Annotated in this window: 21 protein-coding genes; 13 read left to right on the top strand and 8 right to left on the bottom strand. The window is 59.8% G+C overall.

What is annotated here, in order from left to right; all coding sequences use genetic code 11:
* The first annotated feature begins 47 nt into the window (after positions 1 to 47).
* The 5 genes from HGP14_RS27595 (at position 48) to HGP14_RS27575 (ending at position 3,723) form a co-directional block, all read left to right on the top strand.
* Complete coding sequence (locus HGP14_RS27595; RefSeq protein WP_168833057.1) at positions 48 to 818, top strand: class II aldolase/adducin family protein; 771 nt, start codon at positions 48 to 50, stop codon at positions 816 to 818.
* 44 nt (positions 819 to 862) lie between these two features.
* On the top strand, positions 863 to 1,633 hold the full coding sequence (locus tag HGP14_RS27590; RefSeq protein WP_168833056.1) for a class II aldolase/adducin family protein: 771 nt from the start codon (positions 863 to 865) through the stop codon (positions 1,631 to 1,633).
* A gap of 44 nt (positions 1,634 to 1,677) precedes the next feature.
* Positions 1,678 to 2,286: a chromate transporter gene (locus tag HGP14_RS27585; RefSeq protein WP_168833055.1), complete on the top strand. Its 609-nt coding sequence runs from the start codon at positions 1,678 to 1,680 to the stop codon at positions 2,284 to 2,286.
* A complete protein-coding gene (locus HGP14_RS27580) occupies positions 2,276 to 2,815 on the top strand; it encodes a chromate transporter (protein ID WP_168833054.1) in 540 nt (179 codons plus the stop codon). Before HGP14_RS27585 ends, HGP14_RS27580 begins: the two co-directional genes overlap by 11 nt.
* Positions 2,816 to 3,042: 227 nt before the next feature.
* Complete coding sequence (locus HGP14_RS27575) at positions 3,043 to 3,723, top strand: LysR family transcriptional regulator (protein WP_168833053.1); 681 nt, start codon at positions 3,043 to 3,045, stop codon at positions 3,721 to 3,723.
* Here HGP14_RS27575 and HGP14_RS27570 read toward each other — a convergent pair.
* Genes HGP14_RS27570 through HGP14_RS27540 form a run of 7 tightly spaced genes read right to left on the bottom strand, consistent with a single transcriptional unit; the run spans position 3,646 to position 9,109 of the window.
* On the bottom strand, positions 3,646 to 4,416 hold the full coding sequence (locus tag HGP14_RS27570; protein ID WP_168833052.1) for an SDR family NAD(P)-dependent oxidoreductase: 771 nt from the start codon (positions 4,414 to 4,416) through the stop codon (positions 3,646 to 3,648). The two genes, HGP14_RS27575 and HGP14_RS27570, sit on opposite strands and share 78 nt — an antisense overlap.
* A gap of 23 nt (positions 4,417 to 4,439) precedes the next feature.
* The gene (locus HGP14_RS27565) at positions 4,440 to 5,408 is read right to left on the bottom strand and encodes an NAD-dependent epimerase/dehydratase family protein (RefSeq protein ID WP_168833051.1); all 969 of its coding nucleotides are present in this window, start codon (positions 5,406 to 5,408) and stop codon (positions 4,440 to 4,442) included.
* A complete protein-coding gene (locus tag HGP14_RS27560) occupies positions 5,405 to 6,085 on the bottom strand; it encodes an amino acid ABC transporter permease (protein WP_168833050.1) in 681 nt (226 codons plus the stop codon). The genes HGP14_RS27565 and HGP14_RS27560 overlap by 4 nt, the downstream gene beginning before the upstream one ends.
* Before the next feature lie 9 nt (positions 6,086 to 6,094).
* The gene (locus tag HGP14_RS27555) at positions 6,095 to 6,766 is read right to left on the bottom strand and encodes an amino acid ABC transporter permease (protein ID WP_168833049.1); all 672 of its coding nucleotides are present in this window, start codon (positions 6,764 to 6,766) and stop codon (positions 6,095 to 6,097) included.
* A gap of 55 nt (positions 6,767 to 6,821) precedes the next feature.
* Positions 6,822 to 7,685 carry a substrate-binding periplasmic protein gene (locus tag HGP14_RS27550; RefSeq protein WP_168833048.1) on the bottom strand — a complete coding sequence of 288 codons (864 nt, stop codon included), beginning with the start codon at positions 7,683 to 7,685 and terminating at the stop codon, positions 6,822 to 6,824.
* Between the two features lie 28 nt (positions 7,686 to 7,713).
* Complete coding sequence (locus HGP14_RS27545) at positions 7,714 to 8,625, bottom strand: allantoinase PuuE (RefSeq protein WP_168833047.1); 912 nt, start codon at positions 8,623 to 8,625, stop codon at positions 7,714 to 7,716.
* A 4-nt stretch (positions 8,626 to 8,629) separates the two neighbouring features.
* Positions 8,630 to 9,109, bottom strand: coding sequence for an ureidoglycolate lyase (locus HGP14_RS27540; RefSeq protein WP_205927369.1), 480 nt, complete (start codon positions 9,107 to 9,109; stop codon positions 8,630 to 8,632).
* 186 nt (positions 9,110 to 9,295) lie between these two features.
* Between HGP14_RS27540 and HGP14_RS36520 the strand changes: the two genes are divergently transcribed.
* Positions 9,296 to 9,961, top strand: coding sequence for a GntR family transcriptional regulator (locus tag HGP14_RS36520; RefSeq protein WP_168833045.1), 666 nt, complete (start codon positions 9,296 to 9,298; stop codon positions 9,959 to 9,961).
* Positions 9,962 to 10,061: 100 nt separating this feature from the next.
* Here HGP14_RS36520 and HGP14_RS27530 read toward each other — a convergent pair whose 3' ends face one another.
* A complete protein-coding gene (locus tag HGP14_RS27530; RefSeq protein WP_168833044.1) occupies positions 10,062 to 10,694 on the bottom strand; it encodes a GntR family transcriptional regulator in 633 nt (210 codons plus the stop codon).
* A gap of 164 nt (positions 10,695 to 10,858) precedes the next feature.
* Between HGP14_RS27530 and HGP14_RS27525 the strand changes: the two genes are divergently transcribed.
* The 7 genes from HGP14_RS27525 (at position 10,859) to HGP14_RS27495 (ending at position 17,903) form a co-directional block, all read left to right on the top strand.
* On the top strand, positions 10,859 to 11,662 hold the full coding sequence (locus HGP14_RS27525) for an ABC transporter substrate-binding protein (RefSeq protein ID WP_168833043.1): 804 nt from the start codon (positions 10,859 to 10,861) through the stop codon (positions 11,660 to 11,662).
* Positions 11,663 to 11,716: 54 nt separating this feature from the next.
* A complete protein-coding gene (locus tag HGP14_RS27520) occupies positions 11,717 to 12,448 on the top strand; it encodes an amino acid ABC transporter permease (protein WP_168833042.1) in 732 nt (243 codons plus the stop codon).
* A gap of 2 nt (positions 12,449 to 12,450) precedes the next feature.
* Positions 12,451 to 13,227 carry an amino acid ABC transporter ATP-binding protein gene (locus tag HGP14_RS27515; protein WP_409527109.1) on the top strand — a complete coding sequence of 259 codons (777 nt, stop codon included), beginning with the start codon at positions 12,451 to 12,453 and terminating at the stop codon, positions 13,225 to 13,227.
* Between the two features lie 82 nt (positions 13,228 to 13,309).
* Positions 13,310 to 14,317 carry an NAD(P)-dependent oxidoreductase gene (locus HGP14_RS27510; protein WP_168833041.1) on the top strand — a complete coding sequence of 336 codons (1,008 nt, stop codon included), beginning with the start codon at positions 13,310 to 13,312 and terminating at the stop codon, positions 14,315 to 14,317.
* Positions 14,310 to 15,773, top strand: a complete 1,464-nt coding sequence (gene hydA, locus HGP14_RS27505; protein ID WP_168833040.1) for a dihydropyrimidinase — start codon at positions 14,310 to 14,312, stop codon at positions 15,771 to 15,773. Before HGP14_RS27510 ends, hydA begins: the two co-directional genes overlap by 8 nt.
* A gap of 133 nt (positions 15,774 to 15,906) precedes the next feature.
* Positions 15,907 to 16,692 (top strand): SDR family oxidoreductase, encoded by a 786-nt coding sequence (locus HGP14_RS27500; protein ID WP_168833039.1) that lies wholly within the window; start codon positions 15,907 to 15,909, stop codon positions 16,690 to 16,692.
* A 434-nt stretch (positions 16,693 to 17,126) separates the two neighbouring features.
* The gene (locus HGP14_RS27495) at positions 17,127 to 17,903 is read left to right on the top strand and encodes a DUF1194 domain-containing protein (RefSeq protein ID WP_168833038.1); all 777 of its coding nucleotides are present in this window, start codon (positions 17,127 to 17,129) and stop codon (positions 17,901 to 17,903) included.
* Positions 17,904 to 17,956: the final 53 nt, after the last annotated feature.

Below are 17,956 nucleotides of genomic sequence, written 5' to 3'. Positions count from 1 at the left end.
GAGCGGCCTCTACATTCACATTCAAGGAATATCATCAAGGAGTTTCAATGAGCGGTTTTCAGGAAGCAAGGTCCGGTACGGGATACGACGTCGAGGAGCGCCGGCTGCGCGAGGAGGTGGCCTCCTGCACGCTGATTCTCAACAGTCTCGATATCCTCGGTTATAGCGGCCATGTCAGCGCCCGGCTGCCGGACGGACAGCATATCCTGATCCAGTCCTTCGACCAGAGCCGCGCCTCGTTGGGACCGGACGATCTTCTGATCTGCGATATGGAAGGGAAGGTCGTCGTCGGACCGAAGGGCATCCGCGCGCCGGCCGAAGTCTATCTCCACACCGAAGTGCTGAAGGCGCGTCCCGACGTCAATTCCGTGGCGCATTTCCATGACGATCTCGCCACGACCTTTACGATCGTCAAGAACAAGCCGCTGCTGGCGGTCAAGAACCACGCGATCCGCTGGGCGAGCGGCATCCCGGTACATCCGGATCCGAGCCATGTCAGCGATTCCGAGCTCGGCCACGCCCTGGCGAAGACGCTTGGCGGTCATCAGGCGCTGCAGATACGCGCCCATGGCCAGGTCATCGTTGCCGAATCCGTCAAGGCGCTGTTGATCGATTCCGTGCATTTCGTCGAAAATGCCAAGGCGCTCTACGACGCGCATCTCTTGGGAGAGGTCGAGCCCCTGACGGCCGCCGAACTCGAGGATTTCGGCCGCACCTTCAATCGCGACCGGCACGTGGCCAAGCTCTGGAAATACTATGTCGGCCGTGCCGTCGACGATGGAATCATTCCTGAAACCTGGTCATCGGTCGTTGCCTGAGCAGCGACAAGACAACCCCTGCGGCGATATACGGAAATATGATGATGGATCAGCACGATCTCCTTGAGGAACTGGTAACGGCGAACCGAATCTTGGCCAACGAAGGGGTTCTGGATTCCTTCGGACATGTCAGCGTGAGAAATCCTGAGAACCCGAACAGCTTCTTCCTGTCACGGGCGCGGGCGCCGGCAATCATCGAAGCCTCTGATATCATGGAATTCACGCTGGACGGGACGAGCATCGGCGCGGAGCCCGGCAAGCCTTATTCCGAGCGTTTCATTCACGCCGGCATCTACGAGGCGAGACCAGAGGTCAATGCCGTCGTCCATAATCACAGCCCGAGCGTGATCCCGTTTTCCGTGACCGGCAAGAAGCTTCGACCGATCATGCACATGTGCGCGCCGATCGGCGACGACATTCCGACGTGGGATATCAGCCACAAGTTCGGCGAAAGCACCAATCTTCTGGTGACCAACATAGACATGGGTCGCGATCTCGCCGCCTGCCTTGGCGGGCGGACGATGACGCTCATGCGGGGGCATGGCAGCACGGTCGTCGGGCGCTCGCTGCGCGAGGCTGTCTTTACGGCCGTCTACATGGAGCTCAATGCCGGCATGCAGATGAAGGCGATGGCGCTGGGGGAGGTGACCTATCTTTCCCCAGGTGAGATCGCCGCCATCGAGCGCGGTCGTGCAGGCTTCACGTTCGAGCGCGGCTGGGAGAACTGGTGCCACGAGGTCGACCGCCCCTACGTGCCGGGCAATTGGGATTTCGGCGAGGGCTATTCCCGTGCGGATAGGCAGGCGGGCGGTTAGCCGCCAGGCGGTTCGGGGAAGCCGGCCGGACCGGCCGCGCTTCCATGAGCTTCAATGAGAGCGCGCGGCCCAGCATGGATATCCAGGCAAACCAGGCAATTCCTCTGAGACCCACTTCGCTGCTGATGCTTTTCACCGTTTGCTTCAGGATCGGGATCCTGAGCTTCGGTGGAGGTCTGTCCGGCTGGCTCTATCAGGAGTTCGTCCGCAAGCGGAACTGGATAAGCGAAGATGATTTTGCGAGCAGCATGGCGATTTCGCAGATGCTGCCGGGCGCCAATGTCGTCAACATGGTGGTTTGCATGGGCGAGCAGCTGCGCGGGCCGTTGGGAGCCGCCACCTGCATCTTCGCCTTTCTGGTCGGTCCCTTTTTCGCCGTCATAGCACTTGGCGTGATCATCGGCCATCTCGGCGATGCCAAAGCTCTCGAGGCGAGCCTGATCGGCGTTGCCGCCGCGGCGACGGGACTGCTCAGCACCGTCGGTTGGCGGGGCATCGTGAGATCCCGCCGCAACTGGGCGGCTCTGTTCGTCACCATCGTTACCATCATTACTGTCGGCATCCTCCAATGGCCGCTTCTGCCCGTTGTGGCCTTCATTGCGCCGGTCAGCGTTCTCTTGCGCTGGAAACGGGGGGCGGCCGATGCGCGATGATGTTCTGATCGGGCTGGTGATGATCTTTGTGCCCTTCTCGCTGGCTTCGATCGGCGGCGGCGGCAGCATTATCGCGGGCCTGGAGAGCGAGCTCGTCACCGGGCGGGGCTGGCTGACGTCCAAGGAATTCGTCGAGCTCTTCGCCGTTTCCCGCGCGGCACCCGGCCCCGGGACCATGCTTGCCACGCTGATCGGGTGGAGAATGGCAGGCTGGACGGGTGCGCTCGTGGCTTCGCTCGCCTTCTTCCTTCCCTCCTCGCTGCTTTGCTATGCCGTCTTCCGGTTCTCGAACGCCCATCGCGAGAAAGCATGGCATCGCATCATGCGCGAAGGGCTCGCGCCGATCGGCACCGGTCTCATCATCGCCGGCGTTATTTCGATATTGCGTCTGACGAGCGGAAACATCGCCTCGGTGGCAATCGCGCTTGCCGCGGCCGTAACTTTGATAGCAGTCCCGCGCCTGCCGCCGCTGCTTGTGATCGCGCTCGGCGGCTGCATCACTTGGATGATGTATGGGGTGCTGAGCTGACCGGCGAAGCGGCGCTAAGCCGAGCTTTCCATCGTCGATTTGACAACAGACCTGGCGCGTTACGCAACGTCGCACGACGCTGATGGAAGATCTGCCCTCTGGCACTGTATCTCATTGTCCCATAATGAAGATATGCCGTACTAGCTGAATGTCAGGCGGTGCCTAAGCTGGTCGGTAATGTCGCCTGTTGACTGATCGGACTGCTTTGGAAAGAGCTTCGGGACATCGTGCTAGCTATACATCACGAAATGACACTTGCTTCGCTCCGCTATTTTGTCTCCGTGGCGGAGGAGCGGAGTTTCACCCGGGCAGCCCAGCGGCTCAATGTTGCGCAACCGGCCTTGAGTCGGCAGATATCCAAGCTGGAGGTGGCGCTCGGCTCGCCGCTCTTCACACGATCCGTTCGGGGCGTGCAATTGACGGAGGCCGGCGAGGTATTGCTTACCCGCGCCTACACGATCTTCAATCAGGTCGAACAAACTGTCCACGATATCGCCATCACGGCAAATGTCGCGCGCGGCGTGGTGACGGTCGGAATGCCGCCGACACCCGGGGAACTGATCGCGCCGCCGCTTCTGGAATATGTGCGCGAGAACTATCCTGAAATCGAACTCCGCTTTCGTGAGGCCTTCAGCGGCGATCTGCTTCGTATGCTGAACAACAACGAGATCAGCCTCGTGGTCATGCATGAGGCCCCTTCAGAAGATGACTTTCTCGTCACTCATCTGCTGGACGAATATCTCTGGGTCGTCGGCAAGTCGGGATCGCTCAAGCAGGAGAGCTATACCTTCGCCGAGGCGGCGGCCCTGCCTCTCATCCTGCCCAGTCGGTCACGCGGCCATCCATCCACCATCGACAAGCAGATTATGGCCGGTGATGTAGGTTGCGTCGTCGCTCGCCAGGAATAATGCAGCATTCGCGACATCCGCGGGCTTGCCGAGCCGCGGCATCGGGGTGCGCCGCCGGGAGTAGTCCAACATTTCCGGCAGGACAGCTCGGCCGGTCTTGCCGGTCAGTATCTTTCCGGGAGCGACCGCATTGCAGATGATGCTGTCGGCGGCATAGTCGGCCGCAATCTGTTTGGTCATATAGACGAGACCTGCCTTGCTGACGCCATAAGCGAGGTCGCTTGGCGCGGAAACCATGCCGTGCTGGGAGGAAATGTTGATGATGCGGCCGCGAGCCTCATTGACGATTTCCTGCTTGAGCATGACGCGAACCGCGGCTCGGCTGCATAGGAACGCGCCCTTCAAATTGACATCCATGACCCTGTCCCAATCCGTTTCTTCGGTATCGGCAAGCGGTGTGGGCGCGTGGATTGCTGCATTGTTGACAAGAACGTCGAGCCGACCAAATCGCGCCTTGCTCTCTGCGAACACCCGTTCCACATCATCAGCCCGCGCAATGTCGGCCTGCATGAAGATGGCCTTCTGGCTGATGGCGTTGAGCGCCTCGATAACGGGCACACCGCCTTCCACGACTTCGCGCGTAATGTCGACGGCGACGATGTTGGCGCCTTCCTCGCAAAACCGGGTCGCTATTGCGCGGCCGATACCGGACGATGCCCCGGTTATGATGACGGTCTTGTTTCGCAGACGCATGCCGGTTCTTTCCCTGTTGGAGGCTAGCCGCTGACCGAGGCAAGCCAGGACATGTAGTCCTCTGCCGCCACGCGGCCCGAAAATGCCCGCTGGAAGCCGATATCGGTCTTGATCCGCTCAATATTGAGTGGGGCTCGGTCACGTGACAGTCCGAACCGGATATTTGCGGCTTCTCCCGGTCCCGCGATCTTCCATTTTCGCGCCTGGGGGAACGATTGAAGCTCCTCGGCCCACTCCGCGAGGCTCGTCAGCACCTCGCCGCCGAGATTGTAGATCGTGTGCGGGAGAAAGCCGGCGGTTAAAAGCGCCGCGATGCCCCGGCCGGCATCCCGGCTATAGAGCCAGTCCCCTCTGAGCGCGCGGGGAAGAACGACGTCCTCGCCCCGCAGCCAGGTATCGAGCACCTGGCCGTGCGGACTGAGGATGGCGCGCAGGCCCGTCTTGTACTCCCAAGGCCCATAGACTGGACCGAGCCTGACGATTGTCAGGTCCATGCCATAAAGCTGTGCGAGGCGGATGGCCGTGTTTTCGGCCGCGAGCTTGGAGATGCCATAAAGACTTGTCGGCGCCGGCAGAGATTCATCCTCGCGATATGTACCCCACGCCGGAGGGTCCTCGCCATAAACAGCCACGCTGCTGACAATGATAACCCGCGGCTGCGACGCCAAACGCGAAAGCGATCGCATGAGATTTGCGGTGCCGCCGATGTTGACGGTAATAACAGCCGCGGGATCGTGCATTTCTGCTTCCCGGTCGGGTGTCACGGCGGCCAGGTGAACCACTGCCTCCGGTTGCGCTGTGTCGAAAAGACGATCCAGATCGGCGCCATTTGCGATGTCTCCGGCGATAAAAGATGCGTTGCCGAGAAGAGGGACGAAACGGTCCGGCATCGGTTCGTGTCCGAACAACACGACATCCCGATCCGCGCGCTCGAGCGCCTCGGTCAACGCCAGACCGACAAAGCCGGTGCCCCCGGTGATAACGATGCTCATCGCTGGTTGCTCCCGATGATGGCTCGCCTCTCCATGCGGGATACCCAATGGGAGAAGGGCCAAAGCATAATGAAAAAGATGAGGGCGGCCGCTGTGAGCGGTGTCGGGTTATAGGTCTGCTCCTGTGCGACGCGCGCCGAGCGAAGCAATTCGGGCAGCGCCACCATCGAGGCGATCGACGTCGTCTTGATGAGTTCCAGGGAATTGCTCGCCAAAGGAGCGAGCACCGTCTTGAGAACCTGCGGCAAGATGACGAGGATCATGGTGTGAAAACGATGCAGACCGAGGGCTGCCGCGGCCTCATGCTGACCCTTTGGGATCGACTGAAGACCGGCGCGGAAAATCTCGCCGAAATACCCTGTATTGTTGATCACCAGAGCAACGACGACAGCGGTGAAGTTGCCGAGCGTCACTCCAAAGAAAGGCAGGCTGTAAAAGATCAGAATGAGCAAAACGATAACCGGAAAGGAACGCAGCAAATCGATCAGCATGATCACCGCGCGACGGGAGAATGCTCCACCGAAGCTGTAGATCATTGCTACCGCGAGTCCCGACAGTGCGGACAGCGGCAACGAGACAAGCGCCAGCAGGACCGTCAGTTCTAGCCCTTGCAGCAACAGCGGATAGATCTTCAGGAAAGACGGTACGCTCGCGAAATTCTGGAGGAAGAGATCCATGGCTGCTCCTTACTGAGACCGGGCAAACCGCTTTTCAAAAGCGCGGCTCAGCCATACGAGCGGAATGAAGAAAGCGAGATAGAAGCCGGCGGCGAGCGTCAGAGGTGACGGATTGGCATAGATGGACATGGCGCTCTGCGCGCTGCCAAGGGCTTCCGGAAGAGAGATCGCAGCGCCAAGCGCAGTGCCCTTGGTTATGGCAATCGAGCGGTTTGTCACAAGCGGGATGGCCAGCCGAATGGCTTGGGGAAGGATGATCAGACGCAGTGTCAGCACGCGGGAGATCCCGAGGGCGGACGCAGCTTCCCACTGGCCTTTCGACACCGCCATGATGGTCGCCCAGAAGATTTCGGCGGAGAAGGCCGCAAGCACAGCCGCCAGGGCCAGCGCGGTGGCGAAGAAGGGTGAGAAAGTCAGCCCCAAATACGGCAAGCCGAAATAGATGAAGATGATGATGACCAGCTGCGGAAGGGTCCGAAAGACCTCCACGTAGATGGTCACCAAGCCATTGATCAACTGGCTATTCGTACAGCGCAACAGGGCCAGGAAGAGGCCGGCCATGACACCGATGACGATCACACAGACGGCCACCTCAACCGTGACGATGAAGCCGCTGAACACATCCGGCAACGCTTGCGCCATTACCGGTCCATTGAAGTAGTTTTCGAGAATCTGGTTCATATAACCCTCGCCATGGAACGCGGCGCGGCCAAGCCGCGCCGGATCTCAAACAGGGTCAGTTGCAGGCGAGCTGATGGGGCTTCTCGTCGTAGCCCTTGAAACCCGGAGCACCATAGCCCGCATAGACGGTGGTCAGTGCGGTGCCGTCAGCCGGCTTTTCCCCGTACCATTTTTCATAAAGCTTCGCCATCGTGCCGTCCTGCTTCAGGCACTCGATGGCGCCCTCGACCTTGTCGCGATAGGCCTCGTCGCCGTAACGGAACGCGTAACCGAAGTTACGGCCGTTGAAATCCTTGAACCCGACCTCGATTGCCGGGTTCTGGCTGGCCGCATAGACCGTCGTCGGAATCTCGTTCAAGGCGGTAAAGGCGCGGTGGGTAATCACTGCCTGAACTGAATCCGGGAAAGTTTCGTAACGCTGAACCTCGAAGCCATATTTTTCAGAGTTTTGCGTTGCCCAGGTGTCGGAGATTGTGCCGCGGTTGACGGCAAGGATCTGCCCCTTGAGGTCGTCCAGGTTCGCAAGCTTCTCACCCTTTCTGACGAGAAAACCGTTGCCCGTCGCAAAGAAGGGCTCGGTGTAGAGCATCTTTTCCGAGCGCTCTTTGGTGATGTTGAGCGGATTGACGGTGAATTCGATGCGCTTTGCGAACAAGGCGGCGAAGAGCCCGGAGAAGTTGACGTCCTGAATATCGACCGACGGACGGCTGACCTTCTTTCTGATTTCGTTGATGAGATCGACGCCGAAACCTTCAGGCCCGCTGGCACCGCGCACCATCCATGGCGCGACGCCGAAATCGGAGCCGACGACGAGCGGCTGGTCCTGCGGATGATCGTCTGCAAGCGCGGCGGTGCGTGACATTCCGAAGGCTGCGAGGGCGGTCAGAAGTGCGATTGTGCTGATTGTTTTTTTTGTCATTGCATTCCCCTTTTGTTGCATGCGTTGGTTACGGTGATGGTTGATGATGCTGATGCCAGTGCCTGGCGATGTCACCACGACGGCAGACCCAGACGCCGTCATGGCCGGAGACGTGATCGAGGAAGCGCTGGAGCCCGGCGGCGCGTCCGGGATGCCCGGCGATGCGAAGGTGCAGACCGACCGACATCATCTTGGGCGACTGCTTGCCCTCCGCGTAAAGGAGGTCGAATGCGTCGCGCAGGAATTGGAAGAATTGATCTGCCGTGGCCATGGCGCCGCGCATGAATTTCGCGTCGTTATTGGTCAAACTGTAGGGTACGACGAGATGATTGCGGTCGCCGACCTTCACCCAATAGGGCAGCTCGTCGTTATACGCGTCGCTATCGTATGAAAAACCGCCATGTTCAACGAGCAAGTTGCGGGTGTTGATGCTGGGTCCATAGCGGCAATACCAGCCTTCCGGCGGGGTGCCGATCGACGCCTCGATGCTGCGCACTGTCCTGGCAATTCGCTCCCGTTCTTCATCGATCGAAAGTCCGCGGTGCTGCTCCCAGCGCCAACCGTGCGCACAGACATCGAATGCGCTCTTGCGCAGGTATTTGCTTATGTCGGGATTGCGCTCCAAGGCCAGAGCGCATGCCATGACGGTCGCAGGAAAACCTCGCTCCTCGAGCAATTTCGCCACGCGCCAGAACCCGACCCTGCTTCCATATTCGAACATAGATTCCGCGGCGAGGTCGCGGCCGGGGAAATTGCCGGAGCCGCCCTCTGTCAAGGCAGCTTCGCTGGCGGCATCGCCGTCAAGGATAGAAGGCTCCGAACCTTCCTCGACATTGATGACGAAATTCAGCGCCAGTCGTGCGTGGTCCGGCCATTTCGGGTCATAGCCCTGTGATCCGTATCCAACAAAGTCTCTGGTAAGATGCTCTATCGGCTTCATCGCTCTATCCTCCCGAGCTTATGCCGAGCGGCGTCGCCAGCTCAAAAAATTCGTCGTTGTCGGCTTTGTCCGTCACTCCCATCGTGACGAAGAATTCCGCCGGCGCGGTCAGCGCCGACAGCGGCGCGTGCCAAACATTCCGGCGATAGATCACGCCCTGACCTGGCTCAGCGACGAAGGCTTTAATCCGCTCGACATCGGGATCGCCTTTGGCATCGTCTGGGCACACCACTACCAGGAATCGCGTATCGCGTAGCGGAACGAATCCCTGGTCGGAATAGGGATGCCGCTCAAGCTGTGTTACTTTCGTCGGCAAAGTCGCCGCCTCCGATACCTTCGAAACCCAGAAGGCACGACGCATGTCGTCTTGCGCGTCGATGAAGTCGATCGACAGCGCACGACGGCGCTGGTCACCCTCATGTTCGATGACGTCGCCGAATCCGGCGAATTCCCGTTGGGTGAGCGGTTGAATAATTCGATCCACGCAAACTCCATCATAAATCCCACTGGGATACCAACGGGGCACGAATGGAATTTATCGGCAAAAAATATATTGTAAAGCGGAAATGAAAAAGCCAGGGCCGGCTTGTACCGGCGGGACCCCGTTGGGATTGCTCCCCAAGCTCCAATCGTCTAAGGAGAATTCGACGGGATAATTCAAGGAATAAAAGTGCAGAACGACGCCGCACTCGCGACAACGCGGGATCAAACAAAGATTTCCGAGCAGGCCTACCAGTACATGCGGAGCCTGATACTGGCGCGCGAACTCGGGCCGGGAGACGTTTTCACGGAACGCAAACTCGCCGAGCAGATCAACGCGTCGAGAACGCCGCTAAGGGCCGCAATCAATCGGCTCGTCGGTGAGGGCCTCGTGGCCCGCTTGTCGAACGGCAGTATCGTCATCCGCCAAGTCGCCGTCGAAGAGCTGATGGAGATCCTCGTCATTCGCCGGCTGCTCGAGGGAGAGGCTGCCGCGCAGGCCGCCCATCGCAGCACTCCCGGTAGCGTCGACAAGATCCTGGAAAAGAGCCGCGCCATCCTTGAGGACCCCGACCTGGAATTCGATCCGTTCTGGGAATACGACGACGAGTTTCACCTCTTCGTCGCGGACGCGAGCGGCAAACCCTTGCTTGCGCAGTATATCCGCAATCTTAGAGACAAGGCGCGTATGTGCCACGTGGTCCGGATGGAGAAGAATTTCGAGCAGCAGGCCCGCGAGCATATCGCCGTCTTGGAGGCTGTTGCCGAAAAGAAGCCAGATGAAGCGCGGCAGGCAATGGCAACCCACATCGACCGCGTGAGGGAGCGTTTCATGCGCTGGCTCTTCACGGAATAGGCCGGCACCCTGAAGCGGATGCAGATTCGGATTTCAGGTCGCTTCGGCGCGAATCCTCCGGCTCTACGGTACCTGAGCCCATATGCTAGGCGGCGCTTTTCTAGCGCATGCTCAACAGCTTCAAGAATCCAAGCCTCACTTGGTCGATGTGATTTCGCATGCATTCCCGAGCGAGATCTCCATTGGTCTCCTGGAGTGCGCGCAAAATTGCGAGATGTTCCATGCAGGTCTCATTGAAACGGTGAGGCAACTTCTCGACGTTGCACATTCTGATCAGGCGGCGCACCGTTGTAACGGACCGGCCAAGCCAGCGGTTCGCGCAATATCTGGCGACCAGCGCATGCAGTTCATCATCCAGCCGCCAATGCTCTGATGGATCAGGCGAGGCCATAGCTCCTTCAATCCTGTCGATCAGACTTCCCAGTTCGGCTTCTGGAATTTTCCCCGCCGCCTGCAACGCTGCTTCGCCCTCAAGGAGGCGCCGAAACTGGATGAGCTGAGCAAAGTCCTCCAGGCCAAGTTCGGTGACCGTCAACAATCCATTTGGCGCGCGATCGACAAGGCCCTCACCGACGAGGCGTGAGAGAGCAGCGCGGATCGGCGTTCGGGAGACATTGAGCCTTGCTGCCAATGCTCGCTCTTCCAAGAGGTCGCCAGGTCTAAGCTCGCCGGTTTCGATGAGCGACAGCAAATGCTCATGAGTCTGCTCGGACAGGCGGCTTGCATCAACCATAGCGCTTCCCCTCATTGCTGCCTCCTCAATGATGTGACCCGTCTTCCCCGCGAGTTCGTTGTTTTGGCGATTGACACTTTTGGTTCGTCGCTGTTACGGTATCTTAGTGGGATACCAGTGGGATTGTCTAGGGATTTCCCACCAGAACCAAAGGGGAATGAAGGATGCTGAAACTTTTGATTTCGGCGGCCGCGATTTCAATCGTCGCCGCTGCTGCGAACGCCGCCAGCCTTGCTGACATCAAAGCCCGCGGTTATCTGAACGCCGCAACGAGCGGTAATCTGCCGCCTGTAAGCTTCCTCAACGAAGACAACGAGCTGGATGGCTATGACATCCAGGTCGAGAAGTACGTCCAGGATAAGCTTGGGGTGGAGATTCGGATGAACCGGCTTGACTTCAAGGGCATTCTCCCCGGCCTGCAAACAGGACGTTTCGATGCCGTCTTTTCCAACGTCAACATCACTGAGGACCGCAAGGCGACCTTCGATTATTCAATCCCGTACTCCCGGTCGGCGGTTGTGGTTGTGAAGAGCTCCAAGGCGGAAGGTATCAACGGCTACAAGGATTTGGCGGGCAAGCGCGTAGGAGCGATCTCGGGCGCCAACGATGGTGAAATGCCCGCGCAGGACATCGCTTCGAAGTTCGGCGCATTCAGCCAGTTCAAGGGATATGCAGGCTACGCCGAGATGTTCCAGGATCTGGCGATCGGCCGTGTAGATGCTCTCATCGCGCCAGACACGGCAGCCGCCAATTTCCTCAAGCAGCGCCAGGGTATCGGCGCGATTGTCGGGGAGCCGTACCAGATCCGATATGTCGGCGTGCCGATGCCGAAGGGATCTCCGGATCTGAAGGCGGCAATCGACGCAGCAATTACCGAAATGCGCCAGAAAGGCCTGCTGGATCAGTGGGCGAGCAAGTATTTCGGCATCGACAATTTCAGCGCGCAGCTGGTCGATAAGGTTCCCTGATGACGTCTTGTCTCTCGGCGGCCGCCGGGAGACAACCCATAAGGAGATACGATCATGGATCTCGATTTTTCGGTGGTCTGGAAAAACCTTCCGACCTTGCTCAACGCCGCCATAATGACGGTCGTGCTGACGCTGATCAGCCAGTTCATCGGGACGATCGCCGGGTTCTTCCTCGCGCTAGGCCGATTATCGCGAATGGCCTGGCTGCGTGGGCTCGTCTGGACCTATGTCTGGATTTTTCGCGGAACGCCGGTGCTGTTGCACCTCTTCTTTGTCTACTACGCCGCGCCCATGTTCGGCGTCACGCTGGATGCATTCCCGGCTGCGATCATTGCCTTCTCGGTGAGTTCGGCTGCCTATAACACCGAGATCTTTCGCGCCGGCCTGCAAGCGGTCCACATCGGCCAGATCGAAGCCGCCCAGGCGATCGGCATGCGATACCCCGCAATCGTCCGCAAGATCCTTCTGCCCCAGGCGGTTCGGATCATCATTCCACCCTACATGAGCAACTTCATCAGCCACACGAAGAACTCCTCACTTGCCTCGGTGATCACGGTTCAGGAACTGATGCTGACGGCGCAGGCGATCTATTCGAGCACCTATCGTGCCATCGAAATCCTGTCCGCAACGGGTGTCATTTATCTTTGTCTCACAAGCTGCCTGACTGGGCTTCAGGTGCTTCTCGAAGGCCAGATGAAGTTCGAGGAGCGCGGTTTGAGCGCGCGGCGCAAGCGGCTTCTGAAGGTCATTGACGGCGAGCCGGTCGCGATTGCGGCGAGCGCATAAGGATGGGAAGCATGGAAACGATGATCCAGGCCCGCGGCGTTCAGAAGTCCTTTGGGGCGGTCCAAGCGCTGCGCGGCGTTTCGATGGATGTGAACAAGGGAGAGGTTGTCTGTCTCATTGGTCCGAGTGGATCGGGCAAGAGCACCTTTCTTCGGTGCATCAATCATCTCGAAGTCCCAGATATCGGCGAAATCCGGGTTGATGGACGGCCGATCGGCTACGTCGAGAATGGCTCGGTCCGACGCCGCGCCATGGGGGGGCGCGAGTTAGCGGAGTTGCGCGCCGGAATTGGGATGGTGTTTCAGCTCTTTTATCTGTGGCCGCATCTCTCCGCGATCGAGAATGTCACGCTCGGCCTGACCGACGTTCGCGGCATGCCATTGGCCGAGGCGGTGGATGTCGGTCACAGAATGTTGGCCAAGGTTGGCCTCGATCATAAAGCCGGGAGCTATCCTGACCACCTTTCGGGTGGTCAGCGCCAACGCGTGGCGATTGCCAGGGCGCTTGCAATGCAACCGAAAGTGATGCTTTTTGACGAGCCGACCTCGGCGCTGGACCCCGAGCTCGTCGGCGAGGTGCTGCTGACCATGGAGCAGGTCGCCGCGGAAGGCATGACGATGATTGTGGCGACGCACGAGATGGGCTTTGCCAAGCGGGTCGCCGATCGTGTCGTCTTCATGGACCAGGGACGTGACGTCGAGGCCGGCACGCCGGCAGAGCTCTTCGACAATCCGAAGAGCGAGCGGCTGCAGCGCTTCCTGGAAAGAATACTGAAATGAGGGAACCCTGTTTCCTGCGAGCGACAGATGGAGCTGCAAGGCGGGCGCGATTCTGCCTGCCGATGGCGGGTGGCTGGCATAGATGACGGTGCGGCGGGTTCTTATCACTGGCGGCTCCGGTTTCGTGGGCCTCAGCCTCACGGAGGCGCTGCTTTCTGCCGGGGTTGAGGTCGTCAGTTTCGATAGAAAACCCGCCTTGCCGACGGCGCTCGACGAATTCAGCCGACTGCCCGGTCGGATCGAAATCGTCGAAGGCGATATCCGTGACGCCGAGCGGTTGCTGGCGGCGGCTCAGGATACCGATGCGGTCATTCACGGATCGGCGGTGACGCCCAATGATGCCAACGAGGCGTCATCCGTTGATTTGACGCTTGCAGTCAATGTCGGCGGCACGGTCAACGCCATTCGTGCCGCGGCCCGCACACGTCTTCGCAGGATGGTCTTTCTTGGGTCTGCGTCGGTCTATGGCGCCCATGCCGGCACGACGGAGACGCTGGATGAAGTTCGTACCGCGCCATCGCCGCGCTCGGTTTACGCAATCTCGAAATACGCCGCCGAGCGTCTTGCGGAACGGCTCGCGTCGCACAAGCGAATTTCCCTTCGCTGCGTGCGCCTGGGTTCAGTTTTCGGGCCGTGGGAGCATTCCTCAGGCGTTCGAAACACGTTAAGCGCGATCCTGCAGGCGACTGCAACTGCTCTCTTTGGTGGGCAGCCCTGCGTATTGCCCCGGCGCGGGCGCAGAGACTGGATCTACAGCCGCGATGTCGCCAATGCGGTTACGAAGGTTCTGAATGCAGAGGGCTCAATATCGGGGCCTGTGAATATTGGGCTGGGATATGAATGGACGGTTCTCGATTGGTGCGATCGACTGGCCCGCTCTTTTCCAGCATTTGAGTATCGCCTCGCCGAACCCGGGGAGGAGGCGACGGTCGATTTCCACGGTGGAAGTGACAGACCTCCTCTCGCGATCGAGCGATTGCGCGGCGAAATCGGATTCGAGCCGCGCTATGGCCTCGACGCCGCCTTCGCCGACTACATGGGCTGGATCGCTCCTCACAGCAACTTCTTGAAAGGGCAGGGCTATGGCTGACTTTGATCTCGTCGTGAGAAACGGGCGCATCTTCACGCCCGATGGCCTCGTCGAAGGCGATATCGCGAGTACTGGAGGAGTGATTGCGGCAATCGGCAAGGGGCTGCCAAGTGGTCGGCGTGAGCTCGATGCCGAAGGCCACTTGATTTTGCCCGGTGGGATCGACGCCCATTGCCATATCGACCAGCTGACATCGACAGGTGCGAGAACGGCGGACACATTTCGATCGGCATCCATTCCAGCCGCATTCGGCGGAACAACAACACTGATGCCCTTTGCCGTACAGCATCGCGGCACGTCATTGCGGGCCGCGGTCGAGGACTACAAGGTGCGGGCGGCTGGCCAATCCGTCGTGGATTATGCTTTCCACCTCATCGTCACCGATCCGACACCGCAAACCCTTGAAACGGACATCCCGGCGCTTGCTGCCGAAGGCTTCACCTCCGTGAAAATCTACCTGACCTATGACGCGCTGAGGCTCGACGATCGATCCGCCTTGGATGTCCTGGCAGTCGCCCGCCGCGAGCAGATGATGGTGATGATCCATGCCGAGAGTCATGACCTGATTGCGTGGCTGACGGAACGGATGCTGGGGCACGGCTACGGCGACCTGAAGTATCTCAGCCGTTCGCGGCCGATCATCGCTGAGCGGGACGCAACGCATCATGCGATCACGATGGCGGAGCTCATCGACGTTCCTATCCTGATCGTTCACGTATCGTCCAAGGATGCCCTCGAGCAAATCCGATGGTCGCGCACCGAGGGTGTACGCACCTATGCAGAAACCTGCCCGCAATATCTTGTCCTCAGCGAAGAGGATCTCGATAGGCCGGATTTCGAGGCCGCAAAATATTGCTGCAGTCCACCGCTGCGTGACCAGCGGCATCAGAAGGCCTTGTGGAAGGGGCTGGCTGATGGCTCGATCGACGTCTATTCGTCGGACCACTCGGCCTTCTTTTTTGAAGGGCCGGACGGAAAGATGCGGAACGGCAAAAATGCCGCTTTCAACAAGGTTCCCTACGGCCTGCCGGGACTTGAAACCCGATTGCCGCTTCTGTTCTCGGAGGGCGTCGGCAAAGGCAGATTATCGCTCGGGGACTTCGTTCGGGTAACAGCCGAGCGGCCGGCTGAGCTCTACGGTCTGCAGGGACGCAAGGGTATTCTTGCTCTTGGTGCAGATGCCGACATCGTTGTCTGGAACGAGAAAAAGCGCGTGCGGATCGGCAAAGACACGCTCCACGACGAATTGGACTACACGCCCTACGAGGGAATGCAGGTCGAGGGATGGCCGCAGACCACGCTCGTCAGGGGGGAAATCGTTTGCCATCGTGGTGAGCTGTTCGCCGACACCGGAGGCGGCCGGCTGCTCGTATGCGCACGGCCGAACGCAGCAAAACCGACCGGACAGCCGGTCACCGGCTTCGATGTTACGGACAATACCATGAAGTTTCGCTGATGCTGATCCCGCTGCGCTCGATTACGCGCGCCATCGCGAGCTACATCACCGGCGTCAACCTGATGGCGGATGGATGGCCGGCCGAGGCGAAACGCCTAGTACGAACTGAATAACAACCGAAAGGAAACAGACCATGGATCTTGGATTGAAGGGCAAGATGGCCCTCGTGCTGGGGGCCGGCGGCGGCCTTGGCGGTGCGATCGCAAGGACGCTTGCCGGGGAACAGGCGCTGGTCGCCGTTGCCGATATCAACAGGCAAGCCGCGGAAAAGACCGTTGCCGACATCCGCACGAACGGCGGATCGGCAATGGCGCTCGAATGGGACCTGGCCAACCTTGGCGCCATCGAACCCAATCTTGCCGCCATCGAACAGCAGCTGGGTTCGGTCGACGTGCTGGTCAACATCACCGGCGGCCCGCCGCCGACGCTGGTGTCCGGCCAGAGCGTCGAGAGCTGGCGCAAGTATTTTGACAGCATGGTGCTGTCGGTGATCGCCATCAGCGACGCGGTGCTGCCGAAGATGCGGGAGAAGAAGTGGGGCCGCATCATTACCTCCACCTCCTCGGGCGTGGTCGCGCCGATCCCCAATCTCGGCCTTTCGAACTCCCTGCGCATGTCGCTCCTTGGCTGGTCGAAGACGCTGGCCGGTGAAGTCGGCCGGGACGGCGTGACCGTCAACATCGTCCTGCCCGGCCGCGTTGCGACCCAGCGCATCACCTTCCTCGACGAGCAGAAGGCCAAGCGCGAGGGCAGGGCAGTCGAAGAGGTTTCGGCGGCGAGCACCGCGTCCATTCCGATCGGCCGCTATGGTGATCCGCAGGAATATGCGGACGTGGTCGCCTTCATGGCGAGCAGCCGCGCTTCCTATCTGACGGGCTCCGTTATCCGTGTCGACGGCGGGCTGATCGCGAGCGTGTGAGGAAGCGGTCATGCACCGGCACGCATTGGCCGGGATCGAAATGATTCATTTGATGCGCAAATGACAGGCGACCTAAGCCTACAATCCGGCGCCATCCACCCGCTGAACAGTTCGATCGCCCCACTGCGTGACCACGAACTACGAGGTCCCTGTCGGCCGAGTTCGAGTTTGCGGCGAAACCGTTCGAGCTCGTGCCGACAGGGGCTGTGTTTCCAACAGTGCGCAGCTCAGGCATCACCGCGTATCCGTGCTTCAGCCGATCCCGCTGCGCCTCCTGTTTTGCCCTGTCCCGCACATTGCCATGCCGCACGCACTGCCTTCTGTGGCCTGCGTGTGATCACTGAAAATTGAAAGGCCCCCCGCAGCAGAACGTCACCGCCGTATCGGGCTGTGTTACAGTTCTACGTCTTGGATAAGCGCAGTCTGGGTGGCCGATGCTTATAACACTCGCGGTACTTATGGGCCTCTATGGTACGGCCGCGCTAGCGCAAGCCGGGGGAGGCGATGTCGATGTGGAACTGGTTCTTGCCGTCGATACGTCCCGGTCCATGGATTATGAGGAAGCTCGCATCCAGCGCGAGGGTTATGTCGAGGCGCTCAAACATCAGGAATTCATCGATGCGGTGAAGGGCGGTCTCACCGGTCGCATCGCTATCAGCTATTTCGAGTGGGCGGGCTATGTGGTGCCCGATTCCGTGATCGACTGGCAGGTGATCGCGACGGAGCAGGATGCGCTCGATTTCGCCGGCAGGCTCCAAGCCCGGCCGATCAACACGTATCGCCGCACATCGATCTCTGCCGCGATCGGTCAAGGCGCAGCGATGATCGCTTCTGGTCCCCATGACGGTATGCGAAAGGTGATCGATGTTTCGGGGGACGGTCCGAACAATGCCGGCGATCCGGTCTCACCTGTCCGGGACAAGGCGATGGAAGCAGGCATCGTCATCAACGGTCTTGCGATAATGCTGAGGCCCGCCGATGCACCGGGCGGGCTCGACAAATATTATGCGGATTGCGTGATCGGCGGCCCCGGCTCCTTCGTGCTGCCGGTCCACAAGATCGAGGATTTCGCCGTTGCCATACGCCGGAAGCTGGTTCTGGAGATCAGTGGCCTTACCCCACGGGAGACGGTGCAGAGAATTGCTGGCAACCAGCCAGGTTCTGACTGTCTGATCGGCGAGAAACAATGGCTGGACCTGTTCGATCGATGATGCTCGCTGACTCACCTGATCCGCTTTCGGTGAAAGGTAAAGGCGCAGCATCC

The organism is Rhizobium sp. P32RR-XVIII, from assembly GCF_012641395.1.
In the GTDB taxonomy this organism is placed as follows: domain Bacteria; phylum Pseudomonadota; class Alphaproteobacteria; order Rhizobiales; family Rhizobiaceae; genus Rhizobium.
This window is presented reverse-complemented; position numbering and strand designations above follow the sequence as displayed.

Bases quoted from the DNA above. Each gene is read 5' to 3' on its own strand.
- HGP14_RS27595 (WP_168833057.1), top strand. From the start codon at position 48: ATGAGCGGTTTTCAGGAAGCAAGGTCCGGTACGGGATACGACGTCGAG.
- HGP14_RS27590 (WP_168833056.1), top strand. From the start codon at position 863: ATGGATCAGCACGATCTCCTTGAGGAACTGGTAACGGCGAACCGAATC.
- HGP14_RS27585 (WP_168833055.1), top strand. From the start codon at position 1,678: ATGAGCTTCAATGAGAGCGCGCGGCCCAGCATGGATATCCAGGCAAAC.
- HGP14_RS27580 (WP_168833054.1), top strand. From the start codon at position 2,276: ATGCGCGATGATGTTCTGATCGGGCTGGTGATGATCTTTGTGCCCTTC.
- HGP14_RS27570 (WP_168833052.1), bottom strand. From the start codon at position 4,416: ATGCGTCTGCGAAACAAGACCGTCATCATAACCGGGGCATCGTCCGGT.
- HGP14_RS27565 (WP_168833051.1), bottom strand. From the start codon at position 5,408: ATGAGCATCGTTATCACCGGGGGCACCGGCTTTGTCGGTCTGGCGTTG.
- HGP14_RS27560 (WP_168833050.1), bottom strand. From the start codon at position 6,085: ATGGATCTCTTCCTCCAGAATTTCGCGAGCGTACCGTCTTTCCTGAAG.
- HGP14_RS27555 (WP_168833049.1), bottom strand. From the start codon at position 6,766: ATGAACCAGATTCTCGAAAACTACTTCAATGGACCGGTAATGGCGCAA.
- HGP14_RS27550 (WP_168833048.1), bottom strand. From the start codon at position 7,685: ATGACAAAAAAAACAATCAGCACAATCGCACTTCTGACCGCCCTCGCA.
- HGP14_RS27545 (WP_168833047.1), bottom strand. From the start codon at position 8,625: ATGAAGCCGATAGAGCATCTTACCAGAGACTTTGTTGGATACGGATCA.
- HGP14_RS27530 (WP_168833044.1), bottom strand. From the start codon at position 10,694: ATGGTTGATGCAAGCCGCCTGTCCGAGCAGACTCATGAGCATTTGCTG.
- HGP14_RS27525 (WP_168833043.1), top strand. From the start codon at position 10,859: ATGCTGAAACTTTTGATTTCGGCGGCCGCGATTTCAATCGTCGCCGCT.
- HGP14_RS27520 (WP_168833042.1), top strand. From the start codon at position 11,717: ATGGATCTCGATTTTTCGGTGGTCTGGAAAAACCTTCCGACCTTGCTC.
- HGP14_RS27515 (WP_409527109.1), top strand. From the start codon at position 12,451: ATGGGAAGCATGGAAACGATGATCCAGGCCCGCGGCGTTCAGAAGTCC.
- HGP14_RS27510 (WP_168833041.1), top strand. From the start codon at position 13,310: ATGACGGTGCGGCGGGTTCTTATCACTGGCGGCTCCGGTTTCGTGGGC.
- hydA (WP_168833040.1), top strand. From the start codon at position 14,310: ATGGCTGACTTTGATCTCGTCGTGAGAAACGGGCGCATCTTCACGCCC.
- HGP14_RS27500 (WP_168833039.1), top strand. From the start codon at position 15,907: ATGGATCTTGGATTGAAGGGCAAGATGGCCCTCGTGCTGGGGGCCGGC.
- HGP14_RS27495 (WP_168833038.1), top strand. From the start codon at position 17,127: ATGCTTATAACACTCGCGGTACTTATGGGCCTCTATGGTACGGCCGCG.